This window comes from Phyllobacterium sp. NPDC097923 (assembly GCF_044760925.1).
GTDB lineage: Bacteria > Pseudomonadota > Alphaproteobacteria > Rhizobiales > Rhizobiaceae > Phyllobacterium > Phyllobacterium calauticae.
Map to the genome: position 1 here is coordinate 2,240,113 of NZ_JBIWBL010000001.1, position 20,198 is coordinate 2,260,310.

The window sequence follows — 20,198 nt, forward strand, 5'->3', positions numbered from 1 at the left end:
AAGGCACTTTCTGCTTTCATTCTCGCGACTGGTCGGCTTGTTGACAGTGCTCGCCGCTATCGTGATGACCATTCCAGCAATGCGACAGTAGCATAATGTCGGGGTAATCATGCATCGTCACACCTGCGGCAGGCCGGAAACTTGCCAAAGTCACAATTTTGCTCGCCTTCGCCTCGCGCTCATCTTGACCAGTACAGACGCACACTGTTGACTGGCACAATCGGGAAACAAACGTCCAACCGCAACAGATTCGCTTTCGAGACCAGAAGACCATGATCATCAAATGCCCCTATTGCGGCCCGCGCGACGTCATCGAATTCACCTATCAGGGCGACGCGACACGCCAGCGCCCCGACCCAGCCTCATCCGATCAGGCCGCATGGAACGCCTATGTCTATGAGCGGGCCAATCCCATGGGCGCGCACCGTGAGTTCTGGCTGCACAGCGGCGGCTGCCGCCAGCATCTGATCGTCACCCGCGATATGGCGACCCATGTCATTTCGTCCGTGGGCTTTGCCCGGGATGCCGTTGCCGCCGGGAAAGGCGGTGATCGCCCATGACCGCGTCACGGCTCCCCAAGGGTGGACGGATCGACCGCGCCAGGACGGTGCGGTTCACCTTCGACGGCAAGGCCTATAGCGGCCACCCCGGCGACACGCTGGCCTCGGCCCTCCTTGCCAATGGCGTGACGCTGTTCGGCCGCTCGTTCAAATATCACCGGCCGCGCGGCGTCTTTGCGGCGGGCAGCGACGAGCCGAATGCGCTCGTCACCGTTCTCAACGGCGATGTGCGCGAACCCAATGTCCGCGCCACGGAACTGGAAATCCATGACGGCCTCGTCACCGAAAGCCAGAACCGCTTTCCCTCGCTCGAACACGATGTCATGGCGATCAACCAGCTGGCCGGGCCGATATTGTCGGCGGGCTTCTACTACAAGACCTTCATGGGCCCGGCCATCGGGCCGCTGCGCAGCACCAAGGTCTGGATGTTCTTCGAAAAATTCATCCGCCGCGCCGCCGGTCTCGGCAAGGCAGGCATTGCCGCCGATCCCGACCATTACGAGCGCATGAACGCTTTCTGCGACGTGCTGGTGGTGGGCACCGGCCCCGCCGGACTATTGGCGGCGGAAGCCGCAGCAGAAACCGGCGCGCAGGTGATCATCGCCGAGGAACGGCCGGTTGCCGGCGGCGCACTGCTTGCATCGGCGGAACTGATCGACGGGCGCAACGCCGCCGTCTGGGCGCGGGAAAAGGCAGCAGCGCTCGCGGGCCGCGCCAATGTGCGTTTTCTCACCCGGACTTCCGTCTGGGGCTATTATGACGGCAATGTCCTGACCGCCATCGAGCATGTCTCCGATTTCAAGCCGAACCGCACCAAGGGGCAGCCGCGCCAGCGCCATTGGGTCATCCGCACCGGCAAAACCATTCTGGCGACGGGTGCGTTCGAGCGCCCGATCGTGTTTCCCGGCAATGACTGCCCCGGCGTCATGCTGGCCGATGCGGTCAGGCGCTATGCGGTCGAATATGGTGTGGCTGCGGGAACCAATGTGACGCTGTTCACCAACAATGACAGCGCCTATGAGGCAGCCCGCGCCATGGCGCAGGCGGGCGTCAATATCGTTGCCATCGTCGATGTGCGCGCGGATGTGTCCGGCGCCTGCATCGAGATTGCCTCGGCGGCGGGGGCGGAACTGGTCCTCGGCCACGCCGTCACCGGCACCCATGCGGGCAAGACGCTCAGCTCCATCACCGTGCAGCATTTCAATGCGCAGACCGGCCATGTCTCCGGCACGGCGCGGGAAATCAAGACCGATTGCCTCGGCGTCTCCGGTGGCTGGTCCCCCGCGATCCATCTCGCCAGCCAGGCGGGCGGCAAGCCGGAGTGGGACGAGGATTTGCAGGCCTTCCTGCCGCCGGAGGCCAACCAGAACTGGGTGACGGCAGGATCCGCAGCGGGATACATGGATACGGTCAGCGTGTTCTCCGATGGCGCGACCAAGGGCACCTCCTCCAAGACCAAACCGAAGCTGCCTGCGGTCGATGCCCCGATGTTCGATGCATCGCCCGCCCCCGTGTTTGAAATCGAGCCCGCGGCCAAATCGCAAAAGGCATTCGTCGACTTCCAGCACGATGTCACCGCCGACGATATCCGCCTCGCCTACCGCGAGGGCTTTCATTCGGTCGAGCACCTGAAGCGCTACACCACGCTCGGCATGGCGACGGACCAGGGCAAGACATCAAACATTCCCGGCCTTGCCATCATGGCCGATGTACGCGGCATTACCATTCCGGAGGCGGGCACCACCCGCTTCCGCCCGCCCTTCACCCCGGTATCCTTCGGTGCTATCGCCGGTGAGCGCTATGGCGACCTGCGGCCGCACCGGCTGACCCCGATGCATGACTGGCATCTGGCCAACAGCGCCAAGACCTATGAAGCCGGCCTGTGGCACCGTCCGATGATCTATGGCAGCCATGGCGAGACGGTCGAACAGGCCTATGTGCGTGAAGCGCGCGCGGTGCGCCAGAGCGTCGGGATTGTCGATGTTTCGACCCTCGGCAAGATCGACATTCAGGGTCCGGACGCGGGCGAACTGCTCGACCGTGTCTACACCAACATGTTTTCCACCCTGCCGGTCGGCAAGGCGCGCTACGGTCTGATGCTGCGCGAGGACGGCATTGTCTATGATGACGGCACCACGTGGCGGCTCAGCGAAACACAGTTCCTGATGACGACCACAACGGCCAATGCCGGAAACGTCATGCAGCATCTGGAGTTTTATCTGGATTGCGTCTGGCCGGACCTGCGCGTGCACCTGACCTCGGTCACCGATGTCTGGGCCGGGACGGCCGTGTCGGGCCCGAAAGCCCGGGCTGTTCTGGAAGCCTGCGTCGCGGGAACCGGTGTCGACAATGCAACCCTGCCGTTCATGGGCATTGTGCATGGCTTTATCGGCGATGTGCCGGTCATGATCTGCCGCCTCTCCTTCTCGGGCGAGCTGGCCTATGAAGTCTATTGCGGCGCCGGCTATGGCACGCAGGTCTGGGAAGCGCTGCTCGAAGCGGGCAAACCTTTTGACATCATGCCTTACGGGCTGGAAGCGCTGGGCACGCTGCGCATCGAGAAGGGCCACGTCACCGGCGCCGAAATCGATGGCCGCACCACCGCACACGATCTGCATCTCGACTGGATGCTGTCGAAGAAGAAGCCCTATATCGGCTCCGGCATGAAGGACCGCGCGGGATTGAACGATGAAAACCGCCTGTCACTCGTCGGGCTGATCTCGCTCGACAACCAGTCGATCAATGGTGGTAGCCATATCGTCAGCGATGCGGCGCCGCGTGAACCCGCCGACAGTTTCGGCCACGTCACTGCGGCCTGCTATTCCCCGGCGCTCGGCAAATACATCGCGCTGGCGCTGGTCAAGCACGGCACATCGATGATCGGCAACCGCGCCTATGCGACGGACCTTCTGCGCGGCAAGCACGGCGCCGTCGAGATCGTCAGTCACCACATGTTTGATCCAGAGGGGAGCCGGATGCATGGCTGAACCACAATCGCCCCTCGGCCACGTCTTTGTTCCGGGTGACCATGGCAACTCCGCCGGCGGCATCGGCCTTGTCCTGACCGAGCGCAGCGACGTTTCCATCGTGCAGGTGACCGCATGGCGCGGGACCATTCCCGCCATCCTGACCGCCATCGGTAATGTAACCGGATTGAATGTCGCGGACAAACCCGGCGCCGGGCGCAGTGCGGGCGAAAAATCCGCCTTCGGTTTCGCGCCCGGACGTTATTTCGTTGTGAGCCCGTCCGCTGATCTGGAAGACCGCCTGCGCAGGGCCATACCGCTGGAAACCGGTACGATCATTGACCTTACCCATGGCCGCACTGCCATCCGCGTCAAGGGCCCATGGTCGGAATGGGTGCTGTCGAAGCTGTTTGCCATCGATTTTTCCGAACACGGCTTTCCCGTCGGCTTCGGCCGTGCCACGCTGCACCACGATATCCACGCCAATATCCAGCGGATCGATGCGGAGACCTTCGACCTCTACGTGTTCCGCACCTTTGCCCGTTCGTTCTGGCAGACGCTGGGGCATGCGGCGGCGGAGGTCGGCTACCGCGTCGAATAAGCCGCTTCCGGCCTATCGCTCGTTATGACGCCAGCAGGCTCTTCGCCGGTTTTCCCGCGATATAGACTTCCGCAATGGTGCGGTCGTCGCCCATGGTCTGCATCAGGAACAGCTCTTCAACCAGCGTTTCCACCGTTTCCATGCGCAGGCGCATGGCCGGGGTGGAGCGGGCATTGAGCACGATGCAGTCCGCCTCCGCGCCCGGCGTGAACGAGCCGATGATGCCCTGCAGCGACAGCGCGCGGGCATTGCCGAGTGTCGCCTGATAATACGAGCGCAGCGGGTGATAGCGCTGGCCCTGAATGTTCAGGATCTTGTAGCCCTCATCCAGCGTGCGCAGCATGGAATAGGATGTGCCGCCGCCGATATCGGTGGCAATCGCATGGCGCACCGGCGGATGGGACGCCTCGAGGCGCGCCAGATTGAACAGGCCACTGCCGATGAACAGGTTCGAGGTCGGGCAGAAGACTGCGACGGACCCGCTATTGGCGATGGCAGCAATTTCGGCATCGGTCAGGTGGATGCAGTGGCCGAGCAGCGTCTTGGGACCAAGCAGGCCGTAATGCTCATAGACCTGCGTATAATCCCGGCTCCACGGAAAGAGTTCGGCCACGAAGGCAATCTCGGCGGTGTTTTCACACAGATGCGTCTGCACGTGCAGATCAGGATATTCGCGGGCCAGCGCCCCGCTCATCTCCAGCTGTTCCGGCGTCGATGTCGGTGCAAAGCGCGGCGTGATGGCATAGAGCTGGCGCCCGGTTCCGTGCCATTTGCCGATCAGTTCCTTGCTGTCGTCATAACCCGACTGCGCCGTGTCGAGAAGACCGGGCGGCGCGTTGCGGTCCATCATCACCTTGCCCGCGATCATGCGCATGTTGCGCAGGTCCGCCTCGGTGAAAAATGCCTCGACCGACGCCTTGTGCACGGTGCAATAGGCGGCTGCCGTGGTGGTGCCATGGCGGATCAGCTCATCGAAGAAAGCCGAGGCGATGCGCTGCGGATGCCCCTGATTGGAGAATTTCTGCTCCTCGACAAACGTGTATTTGTTCAGCCATTCCATCAGTTCGCCCGCATAGGAGGCGACAACCTGCATCTGCGGGTAATGGATGTGGGTATCAATGAAGCCCGGCATGATCAAATGCGGGCGATGGTCGACGACCTCGACATTCCAGCCTTCGCCGGCGCGCAGGCGGGCATAGTCGTCAATGGCCCAGATCTTGCCGTCGCGGATCAGCAGTCCACCATCCTCGATATAGGTGAATGCGTCCGGGCTGGCGTCGCCCGCCAGCGGCTCGTCGTGAAACGTCAACAGACGTCCGCGTAACAGAAGTTCGGTCATTGCGTGGATTTTCCCGATACCGCAGAACGATACCACGCCACGATCCGGGACCGCTCGGCATCTGTCATCTGCGTCAGATTTCCCGGTGGCATGGCGTGGCTGGCACCGGCGAACAGATAGACCTGGCTGGCATGAGTCGCAATCAGTTCGTCCGTATCGAGGCGAATTCCTTTGGGCGCGTGCATGATCCCTTCAAAGGACGGCTCCGCCGCATGACACATGGAACAGCGTCCCATGACGGTGTCGCGCACCTCCTGAAAGTTCTGCGCGGCGAGAAAGGGCGCAGCGGCGCTCGAGACTTTTTCCGGCCCCTGCAGGACCTTCGGCACGGTCGACAGCCAGATGATGATGATGAACAGCACGACCGAGGCCAGCCACGTCCAGTGCGGATTGCCGGTTCCGGCATGTTTCGAGTTGAAATAGTGGCGGATGAGCACGCCGATGATGAAAATCAGCGCGGCGATGACCCAGTTGAACTCCGTCGAACTCGCCAGCGGATAATGGTTGGACAGCATCAGGAAAATGACCGGCAGCGTCAGGTAATTGTTGTGGGTCGAGCGCTGCTTGGCCTGTTTTCCGAGCTTCGGATCGGGCGTCTTGCCAGCGATCAGATCGGCAACGACCTTCTTCTGGTTCGGAATGATCAGAAGGAACACATTGCCCGACATGATCGTGGCGGTGAATGCGCCAAGATGCAGGAAGGCGGCGCGCCCGGTGAACAGATGCGTATAGCCCCATGCCATGACGACGATGACCGCATAGAGGATGAGCATCAGCGCCGTGTCATTGTTCGCCAGCGGCGACTTGCACAGGAGATCGTAGATCAGCCAGCCGAGCCCGATCGACGCGAGCGAAATCAGGATGGCGACCGGCGTCGATACATCGAGAACATTGCGGTCGATGAGATAAAGGTCCGCACCGGCATAATAGACGATGCACAGAAGCGCGAAGCCGGAGAGCCATGTGGCATAGGACTCCCATTTGAACCAGATCAGATGTTCCGGCATGTGCGGCGGCGCGACCATGTATTTCTGGATGTGATAGAAGCCGCCGCCATGCACCTGCCATTCCTCGCCGTTCACCCCCTGCGGCAGGCCCTGATGGCGGCGCAGCCCCAGATCAAGCGCGATGAAATAGAAGGATGAGCCGATCCAGGCGATTGCAGTGATCACATGCAACCAGCGGGCGGCAAAGCTGAGCCATTCCCAGAAAATAAGGTAATCCATCGGGGCCTCATGCAAAGCATCACAATGCGTGTGTTCGCGGCCCGATGCAAGGTGATGGCTGCAAGATCAATGCGTGGTTCGACAACCTCACCATGAGGGAGGTTGGGGATTGCATGGAACACCGTTCTGCAACCTCCAGGACAGCGTTGCAGCCCACCCAGTTCCCTCATGGTGAGCTTGTCGAACCACGCACTCCAAATCATGCAATGCTGCCATCTACTTGGAATCGTGAAAGATAATCCCGAGTGTATGGCGCTGGCCGCTGCACACCCGGCTCACACCATGGCGCATGTTGACCCGGTAATAGCCGCGCGATCCCTTGACGGGGCGCTGGCTGACCGGAAAGACCACGCCGTCGCCCTGCCGCAGCGGCACCACCTCCGCCCGCGACTGCATGCGCGGACGCTGCTCGGTCAGGACAAATTCGCCGCCAGTGAAATCCGTTCCGGGCTCTTTCAGCAGAAACGCCACCTGCAGCGGGAACACGTGAATGCCGTAGATATCCTGATGCAGGCAGTTGTAATCGCCCGCGCCATATTCCAGCAGCAGCGGCGTCGGCCGGTCCTGCCCGGCGGCATGGTAACGCTCAATGAATGCCTGATGCGCATCGGGATAGCGGATATCGATGCCCATCTGCTCGTTCCAGCGGTTGGCGATGCGGGCCAGCGGCGGATAGAGCGCTTCACGCAACCCGTGGACAATTTCGGGGAGCGGATAGGAGAAATATTTGTACTCCCCCTGCCCGAAGCCGTGCCGGGCCATGACGATGCGCTTGCGGAAAATCGTATCGTCGGGATAGCTATCCGCCAGCGCCGTGCATTCGGCGCGCGACAGGACATTGCGCAGGATGGTGCAGCCGAAAGCCTCCATCTCCGTTTGTGCGGCGGTCCAATCGATCGGGCTCATGTCTGGCATTGCAGCATCCTTACTCACGCAGAAATTCCTGCACAGGAGACCGCAGTTATAGCCGATCAACCACCCGTTTCCTGCGCAGAGCACGATGAAAGGGCCTGCGCTTCACAAAAACGACGGTTTTTTTGTCCATGAGGCCGGGCACACGACGATTTTAAGTGACTCGGCTTGCCGGACTTCATAAATAGAGTCGCAACGGGGTCTGACAGACCGCGAACGGGAACTGCTGGAAACGCATATGGGCTTGAACAGAAATGGCAAATCAGAAAGGCGTGGATCCGCTCCGCTGCTGATTTCTATCTTCTGGCTCATTGCGACCCTTGGCGCCGTCTATATCGCCGCTCCCGAAACGGATCTGCGCAACAACCGCGCCAGCGCACCGGTGCGCGACGATGCCCGCCTTGCCCATGAGAGCGACAATCGCTCCGCCCCCGTGCAGAATTCCATGCGTATGGCTGCGCTCGAAGCCCTGCACCTGAAAATCAAGAGCGGCGTGCGTGCCGATACGAATTCCCATGACGGCATTCTGCCGGACGGGATTTCCCTGATTCTGGCCGGCGCACAGCCAGCCACACCCTCCGAAACCGGTTCAAGCCTGGCGCTTGACCGCATCAGCGTTTTCAGCGCCCGGGCTCCCCCCGCCGCGCTTGCCTGAGGCAATCCGTTGCTCGGCAACGGTTCCAACGCAACACCATCGGCAGCCGCCCGGAACAAACGCGACCATTTCCCGGCAGCCACGCCGCAATTCATGACGGAACACTGATATGCGCACTTCGAAATGGGTTCTTGGAACCTATATTTTCATCATTATTGCGGGCATCATCCTCGCACTGCCCAATATTTTCACCAAGGCACAGCTCGATGCCTTGCCCAACTGGCTGCCCAAGAAGCAGATTTCGCTTGGTCTCGATCTTCGCGGCGGTTCCTATCTCGTTCTCGAAGTGGACGCCGCAGCCCTGAAGAAGGACCGCGTCCGCGCCATGCTGGACGATGCGCGCAACAAGCTGCGCACCGAACGCATTCAGGCGCAGTCAGTCCGCATCGCCGGTGATTCCGTCATCGTCACCATTGCCGACCAGGCACAGCGCGACCGCGCCGTGACGGTTCTGAAGGAACTGACGGCCCAGGTCGCACAGGTCGGCTTCGCCGCCCCGGTCAGCGACATCGACATCACCTCCGCCGACAACACGATCCGTCTCACCCTGACGGATGCCGGCATGAAGGACCGGCTCGACAACGCCTTGCAGCAGAGCCTTGAAATCGTCCGCCGCCGCGTCGATCAGGTCGGCGTGGCCGAACCCTCGATCCAGCGCGTCGGTTCCGACCGTATCGTCGTCCAGCTTCCCGGCCTGCAGGACCCGTCCCAGCTGCGCGCGCTGCTCGGCAGCACGGCCAAGATGACGTTCCACATGGTCGCCGACCGCAATTTCGGCGATACGCCGCCGCCCGGCATTTCCATCCTACCGGATGCGAAGAATCCCGGCCAGACCTATCCGGTCGAGGACCGCGTTGCGCTCAGCGGCGAACGCCTGACCGACGCCCGCGCCGCATTCGACCCGCAGACCAACCAGCCGATCATCTCGTTCCGCTTCGACAATGTCGGTGCGCGTCAGTTTGCTGAAATCACCAGCCAGAATGTCGGCCGTCCCTTCGCCATCGTTCTCGACGGCAAGGTGCTGACCGCGCCGGTCATCCAGGTGCCGATCACCGGCGGTTCCGGCCAGATCACCGGCAATTTCACGGTGCAGGATACGGTGACAACCGCCGCCCTGCTGCGCGCCGGTGCCCTGCCCGCGCCATTGACGGTCATCGAAGAACGCACGGTCGGTCCTGATCTGGGCGGCGACGTCATCAAGATGGGCATCCTGACCGGTCTTGTCGGCTTCGCCCTCGTCGTCGGCTTTATCTTCGTTCTCTATGGCGCATGGGGCTTCATCGCCAACCTGGCGCTGGCGCTCAATGTCATCCTGACATTCGGCGTGCTCAGCCTTATCGGCGCCACGCTCACCCTGCCCGGCATCGCCGCCATCATCCTTGGCATCGGCTTTGCGGTGGATGCGAACATTCTGATCAACGAGCGTATCCGCGAAGAAGCCCGCAAAGGCATCGGCGCCATGGCCGCCGTGGACCGCGGCTTCAAGCACGCCTACGCCACCATCGTCGATGCGAACGTCACGCACCTGATTTCCACGCTGCTGCTGTTCCTGTTCGGCACCGGCCCGATCCGCGGCTTCGCGGTCACCATGGTCATCGGCACGCTGATTTCCATGTTCACCGCCGTGACCGTCGTGCGCATCGTGATGACGGCCATCGTCCGCCGCCGCAAGATGAAGACCATCCACATCGAGCACGTGGTCAAGCTGGTTCCGGAGACCACGAAAATCTCCTTCATGAACGCCCGCTTCTTCGGTATCGGCGTCTCGATCTTCCTGTCGATCGCCTCGGTGATCCTGTTCATCCATCCCGGCCTCAACTACGGCATCGACTTCAAGGGCGGTATCCAGGTTGCCGTCACCACGTCGAAACCCGCCGATCTCGCCACCATGCGCAGCTCGCTGGAAGCACTCGGCCTCGGAGAGGTCGTGCTGCAGCAGGCCGGCGGCGACAATCAGGTCCTGATTCGCGTCCAGCGCCAGGATGGCGGCGAAGAAGCCCAGACGGCGGCCGTGACCAAGGTCAAGGCCGCGGTCGAACAGCTCGATGCCGGCGTGAAGATCGAAAGCTCGGAAGTCGTCGGACCCAAGGTCAGCCAGGAACTGGCGCGCTCGGGTGTTCTGGCGGTCATCCTCGCCAGTATCGCCATGCTGCTCTATATCTGGTGGCGGTTCGAGTGGCACTTCGCCCTCGGCGCGATTGCGACGCTCATTCTCGACACGACGAAGACGGTCGGCTTCTTCGCCCTGATGGGGCTGGACTTCAACCTCACCGCCATCGCCGCGCTTCTGACGATGATCGGCTACTCCGTCAACGACAAGGTGGTGGTCTATGACCGCATGCGCGAGAACCTGCGCATTCACAAGAAGATGCCGCTGCGCCAGATCATCGACATGAGTATCAACCAGACGCTGGCCCGTTGTATCTACACCTCCGTCACCATCTTCCTTGCCATGCTGCCCATGGCAATCTGGGGTGGCAAGGCCGTGGAAAACTTCGCGCTGCCGATGCTTTTCGGTGTCGTGATCGCCACGAGTTCGTCGATCTTCATCGCTGCCCCGATCCTGCTGCTCCTGGGAACATGGTGGGAAAAGAACCACCAGCACCGCATCGGATCGAGCGAGACACCGGCCGTGAAGAGCTGAGCGGAGCCTGATCTGAGCTCTCCAAGCTAAATATCTGCGGCGTATGAAAAAAATTGCATTTCATGCGCCGCAGAACGACAAAAGTTGTTTGCAAGACATCATGTGTACGCAATACTGAGGCAGTCATTGGCTGCAGACAGATTGACTCTATTATTTTTCATCACGACCCAGGGGGAGACACCGACATATGCCTCATGAAACGCCGCTGATTGCGACAATCGTTGTGGGCCTTGTGGTGGCCTTCATCTTCGGTGCGATTGCCAACCGTCTGCGCGTTCCTCCCCTTGTCGGTTACCTGCTTGCCGGTGTCCTTGCCGGCTCCCACACCCCCGGTTTTGTCGCCGATCAGGAACTGGCGGCTGAACTCGCCGAGATCGGCGTCATTCTGCTGATGTTCGGCGTCGGGCTGCATTTCTCCCTGAAGGATCTGTTGTCGGTCCGGGCCATCGCCATTCCCGGTGCCATCGTGCAGATCGTCGTGGCAACCCTGCTCGGCGCCGGGCTTGCCTGGATTCTCGGCTGGAGCATGCAGGCGGGCTTCGTCTTCGGTCTCGCTTTGTCCGTTGCCAGTACCGTGGTGCTTTTGCGCGCCATGCAGGAGCGCCGCCTGATCGAGACGGAGCGCGGGCGCATCGCCGTCGGCTGGCTGATCGTCGAAGACCTGGCCATGGTTCTGGCACTGGTACTGCTGCCGGCCATTGCCGATGCCGTCAACGGCAAGAACCCCGCGGTCGAGGCCGCTGCCCATATCGCCAGCGACCCCATCGTCGCCTATTTCAATCTCGGCATCGGTGGCATCATCGGGCTGACGCTCGGCAAGGTTGCCGCCTTCGTCGCCGTGATGCTGATCGTCGGCCGCCGTGTCATCCCGTGGACACTGCATGCCATTGCCCATACCGGCTCGCGCGAACTGTTCCGGCTCGCCGTGCTGGCCATTGCGCTTGGTGTGGCTTTCGGCGCGTCGAAACTGTTCGGCGTCTCGCTGGCGCTCGGCGCCTTCTTCGCCGGCATGATCATGAGCGAATCCGAACTCAGCCACCGGGCGGCAGAGGAATCCCTGCCGCTGCGCGATGCTTTCGCCGTGCTGTTCTTCGTCTCCGTCGGCATGCTGTTCGACCCGATGACCATCATCAACGATCCGCTGCCGCTTCTGGCAACGCTTGCGATCATCGTGGTGGGCAAATCGCTGGCAGCCTTCTTCATCGTGCTGGCGTTCGGTTATCCCACAGGGACCGCCCTGATCATTTCGGCCAGTCTGGCGCAGATCGGCGAATTTTCGTTCATTCTGGCGGAGCTGGGTGTCGGGCTCGGCATGCTGCCGCAGGAAGGGCGCGATCTCATTCTCGGCGGCGCCATCCTGTCGATCCTGCTCAATCCGGTCGTCTTTGCCGGGGTGGGATATCTGAAACCGTGGCTGGAAAAACGCTCCGCCTCGGCAACGGAAGCCAGCCCCGAGACGACGGTCGTCGAGGAACCCGACGTGGAAGAGCTGCAGCCGACCACCCTCACCAACCACGCGGTGCTGATCGGTTACGGCCGTGTCGGCAGTCTGGTGGGCGATGCGCTGAAGGAAGTCGGCAAGCCGTTTCTGGTGATCGAAGATGCCGACAAGACCGTGGCAAAGCTGCGCGATGACGATGTGGAAACCATTGTCGGCAATGCCGCCAATGGCGATGTGCTGGCCGCGGCCAACCTTGCCGAAGCCCGGCAGCTGATCATCGCCATTCCGAACGCCTTCGAAGCCGGGCAGATCGTCGTCAAGGCGCGTGCCGCCAACCCGGCCATCAGCATCCTGGCACGCGCGCATTCGGACGCCGAGGTCCAGCATCTGCAGGATCTGGGTGCCGACGCGGTGATCATGGGCGAGCGGGAAATTGCCCGGGGGATTGTCGCGCATATTCTCGATCTCGACAAACCGAAGCCGGAGGAGCCCTTATCGGCATAACCAAAGAAAAACGGGGTTCGCGGCGCAAGCCAGGTGAGAATGATTGGACGGGAATGGGTATGAAGTTAAAGGATTATATATGGCCGGTGATCGGCTTGGCCGCTGTTGCTGTCTCCGCGTGGCTCCTCTACCGGGAGTTGCGGAGCATATCTCTTGAGGATGTGATCCACAGTCTCTATGCGATTCCGACCCACCGCTGGATTCTGGCTGCCCTTGCCTCCCTGCTCGCCTATGCCGCCCTTGCAGGCTATGACCGGATTGCCCTTCTGCATCTGCGCCGCAAGATTTCCTGGCTGTTCATCACCCTTTGCTCCTTCACCACCTATGCACTCTCGCACAATATCGGCGCGTCGGTGATCTCGGGGGCGGTGGTGCGCTATCGCGCCTATTCCTCGCAAGGGATGAGCGCGGCGGAAATCGCCCTGCTCATTGCCTTCTGCTCCTTCACCTTCATGCTCGGCACGATCACGCTGAGCGCATTCGTGCTTCTGATCGAACCGGAAATATTGCAGCGCTTCAACAATGAGCTGCCGCTTTCCCTCAGCTATCTCCTCGGCTTCGGCGCCCTCGCCTTCGTGCTGCTCTACGTCTTCGGCAGCTGGCTGCAGCTGCGCCCGCTGCGCATCCGCAAGTTCACGCTCGAATATCCGCGTCTGACCGTCGTTGCCCAGCAGCTGATTGTCGGGCCGCTGGAACTGATCGGCGCCGCCGCCATCATCTATTTCACCCTGCCCGAAGCGGGCAATCCCGGCTTTCTCATCGTGCTCGGGATTTTCCTCATCTCGTTTTCCGCCGCCCTCATTTCCCATGCACCGGGTGGCCTCGGCGTACTGGAACTGGTCTTCCTGACCGGGCTTCCCGACATGAACCAAGCTGATGTGCTGGCTGCGCTGATCATCTTCCGCCTGTTCTACCTGCTGATCCCCTTTGCCCTGTCGCTGCTTGTCGTCCTGTTCTTCGAGCGTTCGCAGTTGCTCCTGCGCTTGTACAAGAAGGACAGCGAGACCTGAGCCGTCAACGCCGGGCCGATTTCACGATTCCGGATTTTCGCATTGGAATTTTTTTCCAATACACCCCGACTTTAGACCCCCATTCCTTCAAAGAATGGGGGGCGGCACCTATTTTCAGGCTGTGATTTCAACATTTCCTCCCCAAGCTGGAAGGATGGGTGCCTGATGACAACATTGATCATTCCCGGATATCTCGGCTCCGAGAAAGGCCATTGGCAACGGCAGTGGCTGGCCGATGACGATAGCGCCCGCCTTGTCGAACAGGATGACTGGGAAAACCCGGTTCTGTCGCAGTGGCTGCACGTGCTTGAGGCGTCGATCTCGGAAACACCCGGCGCCATTCTCGTTGCCCATAGCCTTGGCTGCGTGCTTGTCGCCCATCTGGCCAGCCGTCCCTCCGCCGCCCATGTGGCAGGCGCCGTGCTGGTCGCACCCGCCGATGCCGAGCGCATGGCGGTGCAGGACCCGAAGTTCCGCAGCTTTGCCCCGCTGCCGCGTCACGATTTCGGCTTTCCCTCCATCGTCGCCGCCAGCCGCGACGATCCCTACATGTCCTTCAACAAGGCGCAGGCACTGGCGGATATCTGGGGCTCGGGATTTGTCGACATGCGCCATGCCGGCCACATCAACGTTGCCAGCGGCTTCGGCGCATGGCCGGAAGGCTATATCCTGGCGCAGTCGATGCGGCGGCCGGACGATGCCCTTCGCGCAAGGCGGGCGGCGTAAAGTGTCTAGCCAGCCTGCTTGCGTTCCAGAACATATTTGAGGATGAGCGTGACCACCGCGATCAGCGCCAGGGTCGACGAGGCGGCAAAGGCCCCGGTGACGTTGTAGTCGTTGAACAGCAGTTCGATCTGCAGTGGCAGCGTGTTGGTCTGGCCGCGAATGGCGCCTGATACCACCGACACGGCACCGAACTCGCCCATGACACGCGCATTGCACAGCACCGCGCCATAGAGCAGCGCCCAGCGGATATTCGGCAGCGTGACATAGAAGAACGTCTGCAGCCCCGTTGCCCCGAGGGTGATGGCCGCTTCTTCGTCTTCGCTGCCCTGCGCCTGCATGAGCGGAATGAGTTCGCGTGCCACGAACGGGCTGGTGACAAACAGGCTGACCAGAAAGATCGCCGGCACCGTGAACATGATCTTGATGTCATAGCTCTCCAGCAGCGGACCGAGCAGGCCCTGGCTGCCGTAGAGGAAGAGATAGGTCACACCCGCGACAATCGGCGAGACGGAGAACGGAATCTCGATGAAGGTGATCAGCAGACGGCGGCCGGGAAAGCGGAAACGCGTGACCAGCCAGGCGACGCAGATGCCGAAGACCATGTTGATCGGCACCACGACGATGGCCGTCAGCACGGTCAGCCAGATCGCATGCAATGTCGCGGGCTGGGTGATCTGCGCGATATAGACGGAGATGCCCTCGCGCAGCGCATAGGTAAAAATCACCGCGATCGGCACGCCGATGAACAGCGCCGACAGGGCCATGGCGGCGAGGATCAGCAGCCAGTGCGCCGTGCGTGCCGGCCGCTGGCCATGCCGCCGGGACGACTGCATTTTTGCCGGGGCGGCGGGATCAGCTGCGGTCTGCATAACGGAGCTGCCAGGCTTGAATGGAATTGGTGACAAAGAGCATGAGGAACGCCATCACCAGCATCACGGTGGCGATGGCCGCCGCGGCGGGATAGTCATATTCATCGAGGCGGATGAACACGAGCAGCGACATCACCTCGGTCTCGAACGGCAGATTGCCGGAAATGAAGACGATAGCGCCGAATTCGCCGAGGCTGCGGGCAAAGGACAGGCTGCATCCGGCAATGAATGCCGGGAAAATCGCCGGCCAGATCACCCGCGCAAAAATCTGCCAGTTGGTCGCGCCGAGCGACCGCGCCGCTTCCTCGACATCAACAGCCACATCCTCCAGCACCGGCTGCACCGTGCGAATGACAAAGGGAATGCTGGTGAACATCATGGCGATGGCAATGCCGAGCGGCGCATAGGCGACCTTCACCCCCAGCGGTTCGAGATAACGGCCGAACCAGCCATTGGCGGAAAAGACGGTGACGAGCGCAAGACCGGCAACGGCGGTCGGCAGGGCGAACGGCAGGTCAACCACCGCATCCAGCAGCCGCCGCCCCGGAAACTCATAGCGCACCAGCACCCAGGCGAGCAGCAGGCCGAACAGCGCATTGAACAGCGTAGCCAGCAACGCGGCGCCGATGGTTATCTTGTAGGTTGCAACCGCGCGCTCGGACGAAATGATGGCCCAGAAATCCGACCAGCCGAGATTGACCGATTTGTACAGCATCGCCAGCAGGGGCAGCGCCACGATGATGGCGAAGTACAGCAGCGTCACGCCGAGGGTCAGGCTGAACCCCGGCAACAGTCCACGCTGGCTGGATTTTGAAAACAACGGCATGCTCGGGTTCTAAAGCCTGTTCGTGCGAAAGCAAGCAGGGGTTGCAAAGAATGCGGCGGCACAGCCAACGCCATGCCGCCTTCGGGTTCGTCAGCCGCTGATCAGCGCTTGGTGAAAACCTTATCGAGGATGCCGCCCTCAGCGAAATGCTCCTTGGAGAGCTTGTCCCAGCCGCCGAAAACGTCCTCCACGGTCACCAGACGCGTCTCGGGGAACTGCGCGGCATATTTCGCCTTGATGGTCTCGTCATGCACGCGGTTGAAATTCTGGGCGAGAATGTCCTGCCCTTCCGGCGTGTAGAGGAATTTGAGATAGTTTTCGGCAATTGCCCGCGATCCGCGCTTGTCGACGACCTTGTCGACAACAGTGACGGGAAACTCCGCCAGCAGGCTGACCGGCGGCACCACCGCCTCATACTTGTCTTCGCCCAGCTGCTTGCGCGTGCCCAGCACTTCCGCCTCGAAGGTGATCAGCACGTCGCCGATGCCGCGTTCGGCAAAGGTCGTGGTTGCGGCACGCCCGCCCGTGTCGAACACCGGCACGTTGGCAAAGAGTTTCTTGACGAAATCCTGCGCCTTAGCCTGGTCCTTGTTGTTGGCCTCAAGCGCATAGGCATAGGCGGCCAGATAGGTGTAGCGCGCGTTGCCGGAGGTTTTCGGATTGGGGAAGATCACCTTCACATCGTCGCGGACGAGATCATCCCAGTTCTTGATGTGCTTCGGATTGCCGGCGCGCACCAGAAAGGCCGGCAGGGAATAATAGGGCGAGGAATTGTTCGGCAGGCGCGACTGCCAGTCGGCGGGAATGAAATTGCCCTTGTCATGCAGCACCTGCACGTCGGTGACCTGATTGAAGGTCACGACATCGGCTTCAAGCCCTTCCAGGATCGAGCGGGCCTGTTTTGACGACCCCGCATGCGACTGGCTGACGGTGATGTCCTTGCCGGCCGCTTTCTTGTAGGCCGCCGTAAAAGCCTTGTTGACCTGTTCGTAGAGCTCGCGCGAAACATCGTAGGACACGTTGAGGATTCCGGCCGGCTCTGCGGCTTTCACCGGTCCGAAGCCGAGCGCCAGAGCAACCGTGGCGTAGACGAACAGTTTTTTCATTGCATTCTCCCAAGCAGCCAGCACGGATCGTGCTGTCGAAATGAACCCAGCCCCATCCAACCCAGCGATGTCATAGGAGAACGGATATTTTTTCTGAGAATGCCGCCAAATCTCCGGGAGCGGAAGAATTGGAATTCCAACAATACCTTTTTTCTTAAAACTTTATACCAAGAAATGACTAAAATGAAATATTCGCCCGGTCTATCCGGGCCGGTTCCGCAATCCGCTTCCACCCCGCGATGCCGCGAGGCAGCGTCGTGAACAAAAGCGCGGCTTACCAGAAGCCGCGATGCTGCCAGCACCAGAGGAAATCCTCCTCGGTCCAGTTGCGATGACGCTTGGCCGAGGCCTCGTCGCTGTCCCGCTTCTTCGCATCCCGTGTATCGGTATCGAGTGTTTCCGAGGCGAATACCTCGCGCCACAGGCGTTCCGCCCGATTAAAGATGCCGGATACTTCACTGTACATTGCGACCTCCAGGGAACAATTGGGTTGCAGAGTGCAGCTGCCTCCAGGAGACAACCGATACCCGATGATGACCGGTTGTAAAAATTTGTCAACAATCACTACCGGTTTAATCGTGTATCGATTTTAACGCTTTCGCAACTTTTCGGGCGCTTAATTCTTAATGAATGATTATTTTTCAGAGCCTTAACAGCCATTTTTAAGACATTTGGCCGCCATGAAAAAACTCTATTCTTTGACACTTTAACACTAGAAAATGTCACGCGAGGGACTATGACTGCATCTCACAGGGTGGTCAGGCAACAATCATGATTTCGCAGAAAGCCAAATATGCGCTCCGGGCGCTTGTCGTTCTCGCCAGAGCCGATGCCGAAAAGGCCCTTTTCATTTCGGACATCGCGGAAGAACAGAACATTCCGAAGAAGTTCCTGGAACAGATCCTGCTCGACCTGAAACATCAGGGCATCGTCATGAGCCGCCGCGGCAAAATGGGCGGCTATCTCCTGCTCAAGCAGGCGCAAGACATCACCTTCGGTGAGGTCCTCAGGCTGATCGACGGGCCGATTGCGCCCCTGCCGTGCCTCAGCAAGATTGCCTACCGGCGCTGCGAAGACTGCGACAGCGAGGACAAGTGCGAAATCCGCCATGTCTTCAGCGAGGTCGCCAATGTCACGCGCGGCGTGCTCGATAAGACCACGATTGCCGATTGCCTCGCTTATGGCGATGGCGGCAAGCTGGCAGCCGTGCTCGACAGCTAACCCCTCGGAAAACACCATGACCGCCAACGATCCGGAAACACTGGCCTTTTACGCCGATGAAGCGGTGCGTTACGCCAACCAGTCGCAAGCGCGCGCGTTTGACCATCTCGACGCCTACCTCGCCCTGCTGTCTCCCGGCGCCAGAATTCTTGAGCTTGGCTGCGGCGGCGGTGACGACACGGCCCATATGCTTGCCCGCGGCTTTGACGTGGTGCCGACGGATGGCTCGCCCGAAATCGCCGCCGAAGCGCAGAAGCGCCTGGGCATTGCCGTCGACGTCTTGCAGTTCGAGCATATTGATGCGGACAATGCCTATGACGCCGTCTGGGCCAGCGCCTGCCTGTTGCACGTGCCGCGCGCCGGCCTGCCCGCTATCATCAGCCATATCAACCGCGCCCTCAAACCCGGCGGACGGTTCTTTGCCAGTTTCAAGGCCGGTACGGCCGAAGGCCGCGACCGCTTCGGCCGCTACTTCAATTATCCCTCGCCGCAATGGCTGCGCCAGGCCTATGGCGAAGATCGCTGGCACGATATCGATATCGCTGCGCTAATGGGCAGCGGCTATGATCGTGAGCCGACGCAATGGCTGCACGTCATCGCCACCAAGCAGCCCTGATCAGGTAAAGACAGCTTTTCCGATAACCGGCGTTGACGGCACCGCCACATCGCGCGGCTCCAGCATGCCCGCGTGAAAGGCCATGTGCCCGGCATCCGTCGCCTTGGCGAAGGCGGTCGCCATGGCGACAGGGTCGGCAGCCTTGGCAACGGCGGTGTTGAGCAGGATGGCATCAAAGCCGAGTTCCATCACCGTGGCGGCATGGGACGGGCGGCCGAGACCGGCATCGACGATGAGCGGCACCTCGGCGAAATGCCCGCGCAGGGCACGCAGGGCATGCAGGTTGAGCGGGCCGAGCGCCGATCCAATCGGAGCACACCACGGCATCAGCACCTCGCACCCCGCCTCGAGCAGGCGCTCGGCCACGACCAGATCGTCCGTCGTATAGGGAAACACCTTGAAGCCGTCCGCAGTCAGGATCCGCGCTGCTTCCACCAGCGCAAACACATCCGGCTGCAGTGTGTCGTGATTGCCGATGACTTCGAGCTTGATCCAGTCGGTGGCAAAAATATCCCGCGCCATCTGGGCGGTCAGCACCGCTTCCTTGACCGTGTGGCAGCCCGCCGTATTCGGCAGCACATGCACGCCGAGCGACTGGATCAGTGACCAGAACTTGTCGCCGGACTTGCCGCCCGCCATTTCGCGCCGCAGGGAGACCGTGACGATCCTGGTTTCCGATGCCTTCACCGCATCCATCAGGATCGCCGGTGACGGATATTGCGCGGTGCCAAGCAGGAGGCGCGAGGACAGTTCGGTGCCATAAAGGGTCAGCATGGCTCAGCCTCCCTGCCGGGGGGTGAGGATTTCCACCCGGTCGCCGTCATTCAGCGCCACGGCAGCGCGCGCGGTCGCCCGCACCAGCTCGCCGTTGAGCGCGGTCGCCAGCCATTCGCCCTCATACTCAAGTTCGCCGAGCAAATCGGCCAGTGTCTTGGCCGCAACCTCGTGCGGCTCTCCATTGACGATCAGTCTCATG

The 20,198-nt window shown here is 61.2% G+C and carries 20 protein-coding genes; 10 read left to right on the forward strand and 10 right to left on the reverse strand.

Annotation, left to right across the window (positions count from 1 at the left end):
• Window positions 1-272 precede the first annotated feature (272 nt).
• The 3 genes from ACIQWS_RS11315 to ACIQWS_RS11325 are packed head-to-tail and all read left to right on the forward strand — an operon-like array spanning window position 273 to window position 4,127.
• Window positions 273-560, forward strand: coding sequence for a sarcosine oxidase subunit delta (locus tag ACIQWS_RS11315; RefSeq protein ID WP_288192456.1), 288 nt, complete (start codon window positions 273-275; stop codon window positions 558-560).
• Window positions 557-3,547 carry a sarcosine oxidase subunit alpha family protein gene (locus ACIQWS_RS11320; protein ID WP_403176638.1) on the forward strand — a complete coding sequence of 997 codons (2,991 nt, stop codon included), beginning with the start codon at window positions 557-559 and terminating at the stop codon, window positions 3,545-3,547. Before ACIQWS_RS11315 ends, ACIQWS_RS11320 begins: the two co-directional genes overlap by 4 nt.
• Entirely contained in the window at window positions 3,540-4,127 is a 588-nt protein-coding gene (locus ACIQWS_RS11325) for a sarcosine oxidase subunit gamma (protein ID WP_403176642.1), read from the forward strand. The genes ACIQWS_RS11320 and ACIQWS_RS11325 overlap by 8 nt, the downstream gene beginning before the upstream one ends.
• A gap of 22 nt (window positions 4,128-4,149) precedes the next feature.
• Here ACIQWS_RS11325 and guaD read toward each other — a convergent pair whose 3' ends face one another.
• From guaD to ACIQWS_RS11340, 3 genes are all read right to left on the reverse strand, one after another.
• The gene (gene guaD / locus ACIQWS_RS11330; protein ID WP_403176646.1) at window positions 4,150-5,466 is read right to left on the reverse strand and encodes a guanine deaminase; all 1,317 of its coding nucleotides are present in this window, start codon (window positions 5,464-5,466) and stop codon (window positions 4,150-4,152) included.
• On the reverse strand, window positions 5,463-6,692 hold the full coding sequence (locus ACIQWS_RS11335) for a urate hydroxylase PuuD (RefSeq protein ID WP_403176649.1): 1,230 nt from the start codon (window positions 6,690-6,692) through the stop codon (window positions 5,463-5,465). The genes guaD and ACIQWS_RS11335 overlap by 4 nt, the downstream gene beginning before the upstream one ends.
• 216 nt (window positions 6,693-6,908) lie before the next feature.
• Window positions 6,909-7,562 carry a 2OG-Fe(II) oxygenase gene (locus tag ACIQWS_RS11340; protein WP_403177741.1) on the reverse strand — a complete coding sequence of 218 codons (654 nt, stop codon included), beginning with the start codon at window positions 7,560-7,562 and terminating at the stop codon, window positions 6,909-6,911.
• Window positions 7,563-7,842: 280 nt separating this feature from the next.
• Here ACIQWS_RS11340 and ACIQWS_RS11345 point away from each other — a divergent pair, with 280 nt between their 5' ends.
• The 5 genes from ACIQWS_RS11345 (at window position 7,843) to ACIQWS_RS11365 (ending at window position 14,584) form a co-directional block, all read left to right on the forward strand.
• Window positions 7,843-8,259, forward strand: coding sequence for a hypothetical protein (locus ACIQWS_RS11345; protein WP_403176652.1), 417 nt, complete (start codon window positions 7,843-7,845; stop codon window positions 8,257-8,259).
• A gap of 109 nt (window positions 8,260-8,368) precedes the next feature.
• Entirely contained in the window at window positions 8,369-10,903 is a 2,535-nt protein-coding gene (gene secD / locus ACIQWS_RS11350; protein WP_346307130.1) for a protein translocase subunit SecD, read from the forward strand.
• A gap of 187 nt (window positions 10,904-11,090) precedes the next feature.
• Window positions 11,091-12,848, forward strand: a complete 1,758-nt coding sequence (ybaL, locus tag ACIQWS_RS11355; RefSeq protein ID WP_223612804.1) for a YbaL family putative K(+) efflux transporter — start codon at window positions 11,091-11,093, stop codon at window positions 12,846-12,848.
• A gap of 59 nt (window positions 12,849-12,907) precedes the next feature.
• Entirely contained in the window at window positions 12,908-13,858 is a 951-nt protein-coding gene (locus tag ACIQWS_RS11360; RefSeq protein WP_346307131.1) for a lysylphosphatidylglycerol synthase domain-containing protein, read from the forward strand.
• 162 nt (window positions 13,859-14,020) lie between these two features.
• On the forward strand, window positions 14,021-14,584 hold the full coding sequence (locus tag ACIQWS_RS11365; protein ID WP_403177744.1) for an alpha/beta hydrolase: 564 nt from the start codon (window positions 14,021-14,023) through the stop codon (window positions 14,582-14,584).
• 5 nt (window positions 14,585-14,589) lie between these two features.
• Here ACIQWS_RS11365 and cysW read toward each other — a convergent pair whose 3' ends face one another.
• The 5 genes from cysW to ACIQWS_RS11390 all read right to left on the reverse strand — a co-directional run bounded on the left by cysW (window position 14,590) and on the right by ACIQWS_RS11390 (window position 17,851).
• Window positions 14,590-15,417 (reverse strand): sulfate ABC transporter permease subunit CysW, encoded by an 828-nt coding sequence (cysW, locus tag ACIQWS_RS11370; RefSeq protein ID WP_403177747.1) that lies wholly within the window; start codon window positions 15,415-15,417, stop codon window positions 14,590-14,592.
• Window positions 15,418-15,436: 19 nt separating this feature from the next.
• Complete coding sequence (gene cysT, locus ACIQWS_RS11375) at window positions 15,437-16,279, reverse strand: sulfate ABC transporter permease subunit CysT (protein ID WP_403176665.1); 843 nt, start codon at window positions 16,277-16,279, stop codon at window positions 15,437-15,439.
• Between the two features lie 101 nt (window positions 16,280-16,380).
• Entirely contained in the window at window positions 16,381-17,385 is a 1,005-nt protein-coding gene (locus ACIQWS_RS11380; RefSeq protein WP_403176669.1) for a sulfate ABC transporter substrate-binding protein, read from the reverse strand.
• The gene (locus tag ACIQWS_RS11385; RefSeq protein ID WP_403176671.1) at window positions 17,382-17,687 is read right to left on the reverse strand and encodes a hypothetical protein; all 306 of its coding nucleotides are present in this window, start codon (window positions 17,685-17,687) and stop codon (window positions 17,382-17,384) included. The genes ACIQWS_RS11380 and ACIQWS_RS11385 overlap by 4 nt, the downstream gene beginning before the upstream one ends.
• Entirely contained in the window at window positions 17,660-17,851 is a 192-nt protein-coding gene (locus tag ACIQWS_RS11390) for a hypothetical protein (RefSeq protein ID WP_223612799.1), read from the reverse strand. Before ACIQWS_RS11390 ends, ACIQWS_RS11385 begins: the two co-directional genes overlap by 28 nt.
• Before the next feature lie 305 nt (window positions 17,852-18,156).
• Here ACIQWS_RS11390 and ACIQWS_RS11395 point away from each other — a divergent pair, with 305 nt between their 5' ends.
• Entirely contained in the window at window positions 18,157-18,606 is a 450-nt protein-coding gene (locus ACIQWS_RS11395) for an Rrf2 family transcriptional regulator (protein ID WP_223612798.1), read from the forward strand.
• 16 nt (window positions 18,607-18,622) lie between these two features.
• Window positions 18,623-19,222, forward strand: a complete 600-nt coding sequence (locus tag ACIQWS_RS11400; protein WP_403176677.1) for a class I SAM-dependent methyltransferase — start codon at window positions 18,623-18,625, stop codon at window positions 19,220-19,222.
• Here the strand turns inward: ACIQWS_RS11400 and ACIQWS_RS11405 are convergent, their stop codons facing one another.
• Both ACIQWS_RS11405 and thiS read right to left on the reverse strand, forming a co-directional pair.
• Entirely contained in the window at window positions 19,223-19,996 is a 774-nt protein-coding gene (locus ACIQWS_RS11405; RefSeq protein ID WP_403176680.1) for a thiazole synthase, read from the reverse strand. It lies immediately after the preceding gene.
• Between the two features lie 3 nt (window positions 19,997-19,999).
• Window positions 20,000-20,197 (reverse strand): sulfur carrier protein ThiS, encoded by a 198-nt coding sequence (gene thiS, locus ACIQWS_RS11410; RefSeq protein WP_130270072.1) that lies wholly within the window; start codon window positions 20,195-20,197, stop codon window positions 20,000-20,002.
• Between the last annotated feature and the right edge of the window lies 1 nt (window position 20,198).

Excerpts from the sequence above, each read along its gene's own strand:
- ACIQWS_RS11315 (WP_288192456.1), top strand. The coding sequence starts at position 273 with ATGATCATCAAATGCCCCTATTGCGGCCCGCGCGACGTCATCGAATTC.
- ACIQWS_RS11320 (WP_403176638.1), top strand. The coding sequence starts at position 557 with ATGACCGCGTCACGGCTCCCCAAGGGTGGACGGATCGACCGCGCCAGG.
- ACIQWS_RS11325 (WP_403176642.1), top strand. The coding sequence starts at position 3,540 with ATGGCTGAACCACAATCGCCCCTCGGCCACGTCTTTGTTCCGGGTGAC.
- guaD (WP_403176646.1), bottom strand. The coding sequence starts at position 5,466 with ATGACCGAACTTCTGTTACGCGGACGTCTGTTGACGTTTCACGACGAG.
- ACIQWS_RS11335 (WP_403176649.1), bottom strand. The coding sequence starts at position 6,692 with ATGGATTACCTTATTTTCTGGGAATGGCTCAGCTTTGCCGCCCGCTGG.
- ACIQWS_RS11340 (WP_403177741.1), bottom strand. The coding sequence starts at position 7,562 with ATGGAGGCTTTCGGCTGCACCATCCTGCGCAATGTCCTGTCGCGCGCC.
- ACIQWS_RS11345 (WP_403176652.1), top strand. The coding sequence starts at position 7,843 with ATGGGCTTGAACAGAAATGGCAAATCAGAAAGGCGTGGATCCGCTCCG.
- secD (WP_346307130.1), top strand. The coding sequence starts at position 8,369 with ATGCGCACTTCGAAATGGGTTCTTGGAACCTATATTTTCATCATTATT.
- ybaL (WP_223612804.1), top strand. The coding sequence starts at position 11,091 with ATGCCTCATGAAACGCCGCTGATTGCGACAATCGTTGTGGGCCTTGTG.
- ACIQWS_RS11360 (WP_346307131.1), top strand. The coding sequence starts at position 12,908 with ATGAAGTTAAAGGATTATATATGGCCGGTGATCGGCTTGGCCGCTGTT.
- cysW (WP_403177747.1), bottom strand. The coding sequence starts at position 15,417 with ATGCAGTCGTCCCGGCGGCATGGCCAGCGGCCGGCACGCACGGCGCAC.
- cysT (WP_403176665.1), bottom strand. The coding sequence starts at position 16,279 with ATGCCGTTGTTTTCAAAATCCAGCCAGCGTGGACTGTTGCCGGGGTTC.
- ACIQWS_RS11380 (WP_403176669.1), bottom strand. The coding sequence starts at position 17,385 with ATGAAAAAACTGTTCGTCTACGCCACGGTTGCTCTGGCGCTCGGCTTC.
- ACIQWS_RS11390 (WP_223612799.1), bottom strand. The coding sequence starts at position 17,851 with ATGTACAGTGAAGTATCCGGCATCTTTAATCGGGCGGAACGCCTGTGG.
- ACIQWS_RS11395 (WP_223612798.1), top strand. The coding sequence starts at position 18,157 with ATGATTTCGCAGAAAGCCAAATATGCGCTCCGGGCGCTTGTCGTTCTC.
- ACIQWS_RS11400 (WP_403176677.1), top strand. The coding sequence starts at position 18,623 with ATGACCGCCAACGATCCGGAAACACTGGCCTTTTACGCCGATGAAGCG.
- ACIQWS_RS11405 (WP_403176680.1), bottom strand. The coding sequence starts at position 19,996 with ATGCTGACCCTTTATGGCACCGAACTGTCCTCGCGCCTCCTGCTTGGC.
- thiS (WP_130270072.1), bottom strand. The coding sequence starts at position 20,197 with ATGAGACTGATCGTCAATGGAGAGCCGCACGAGGTTGCGGCCAAGACA.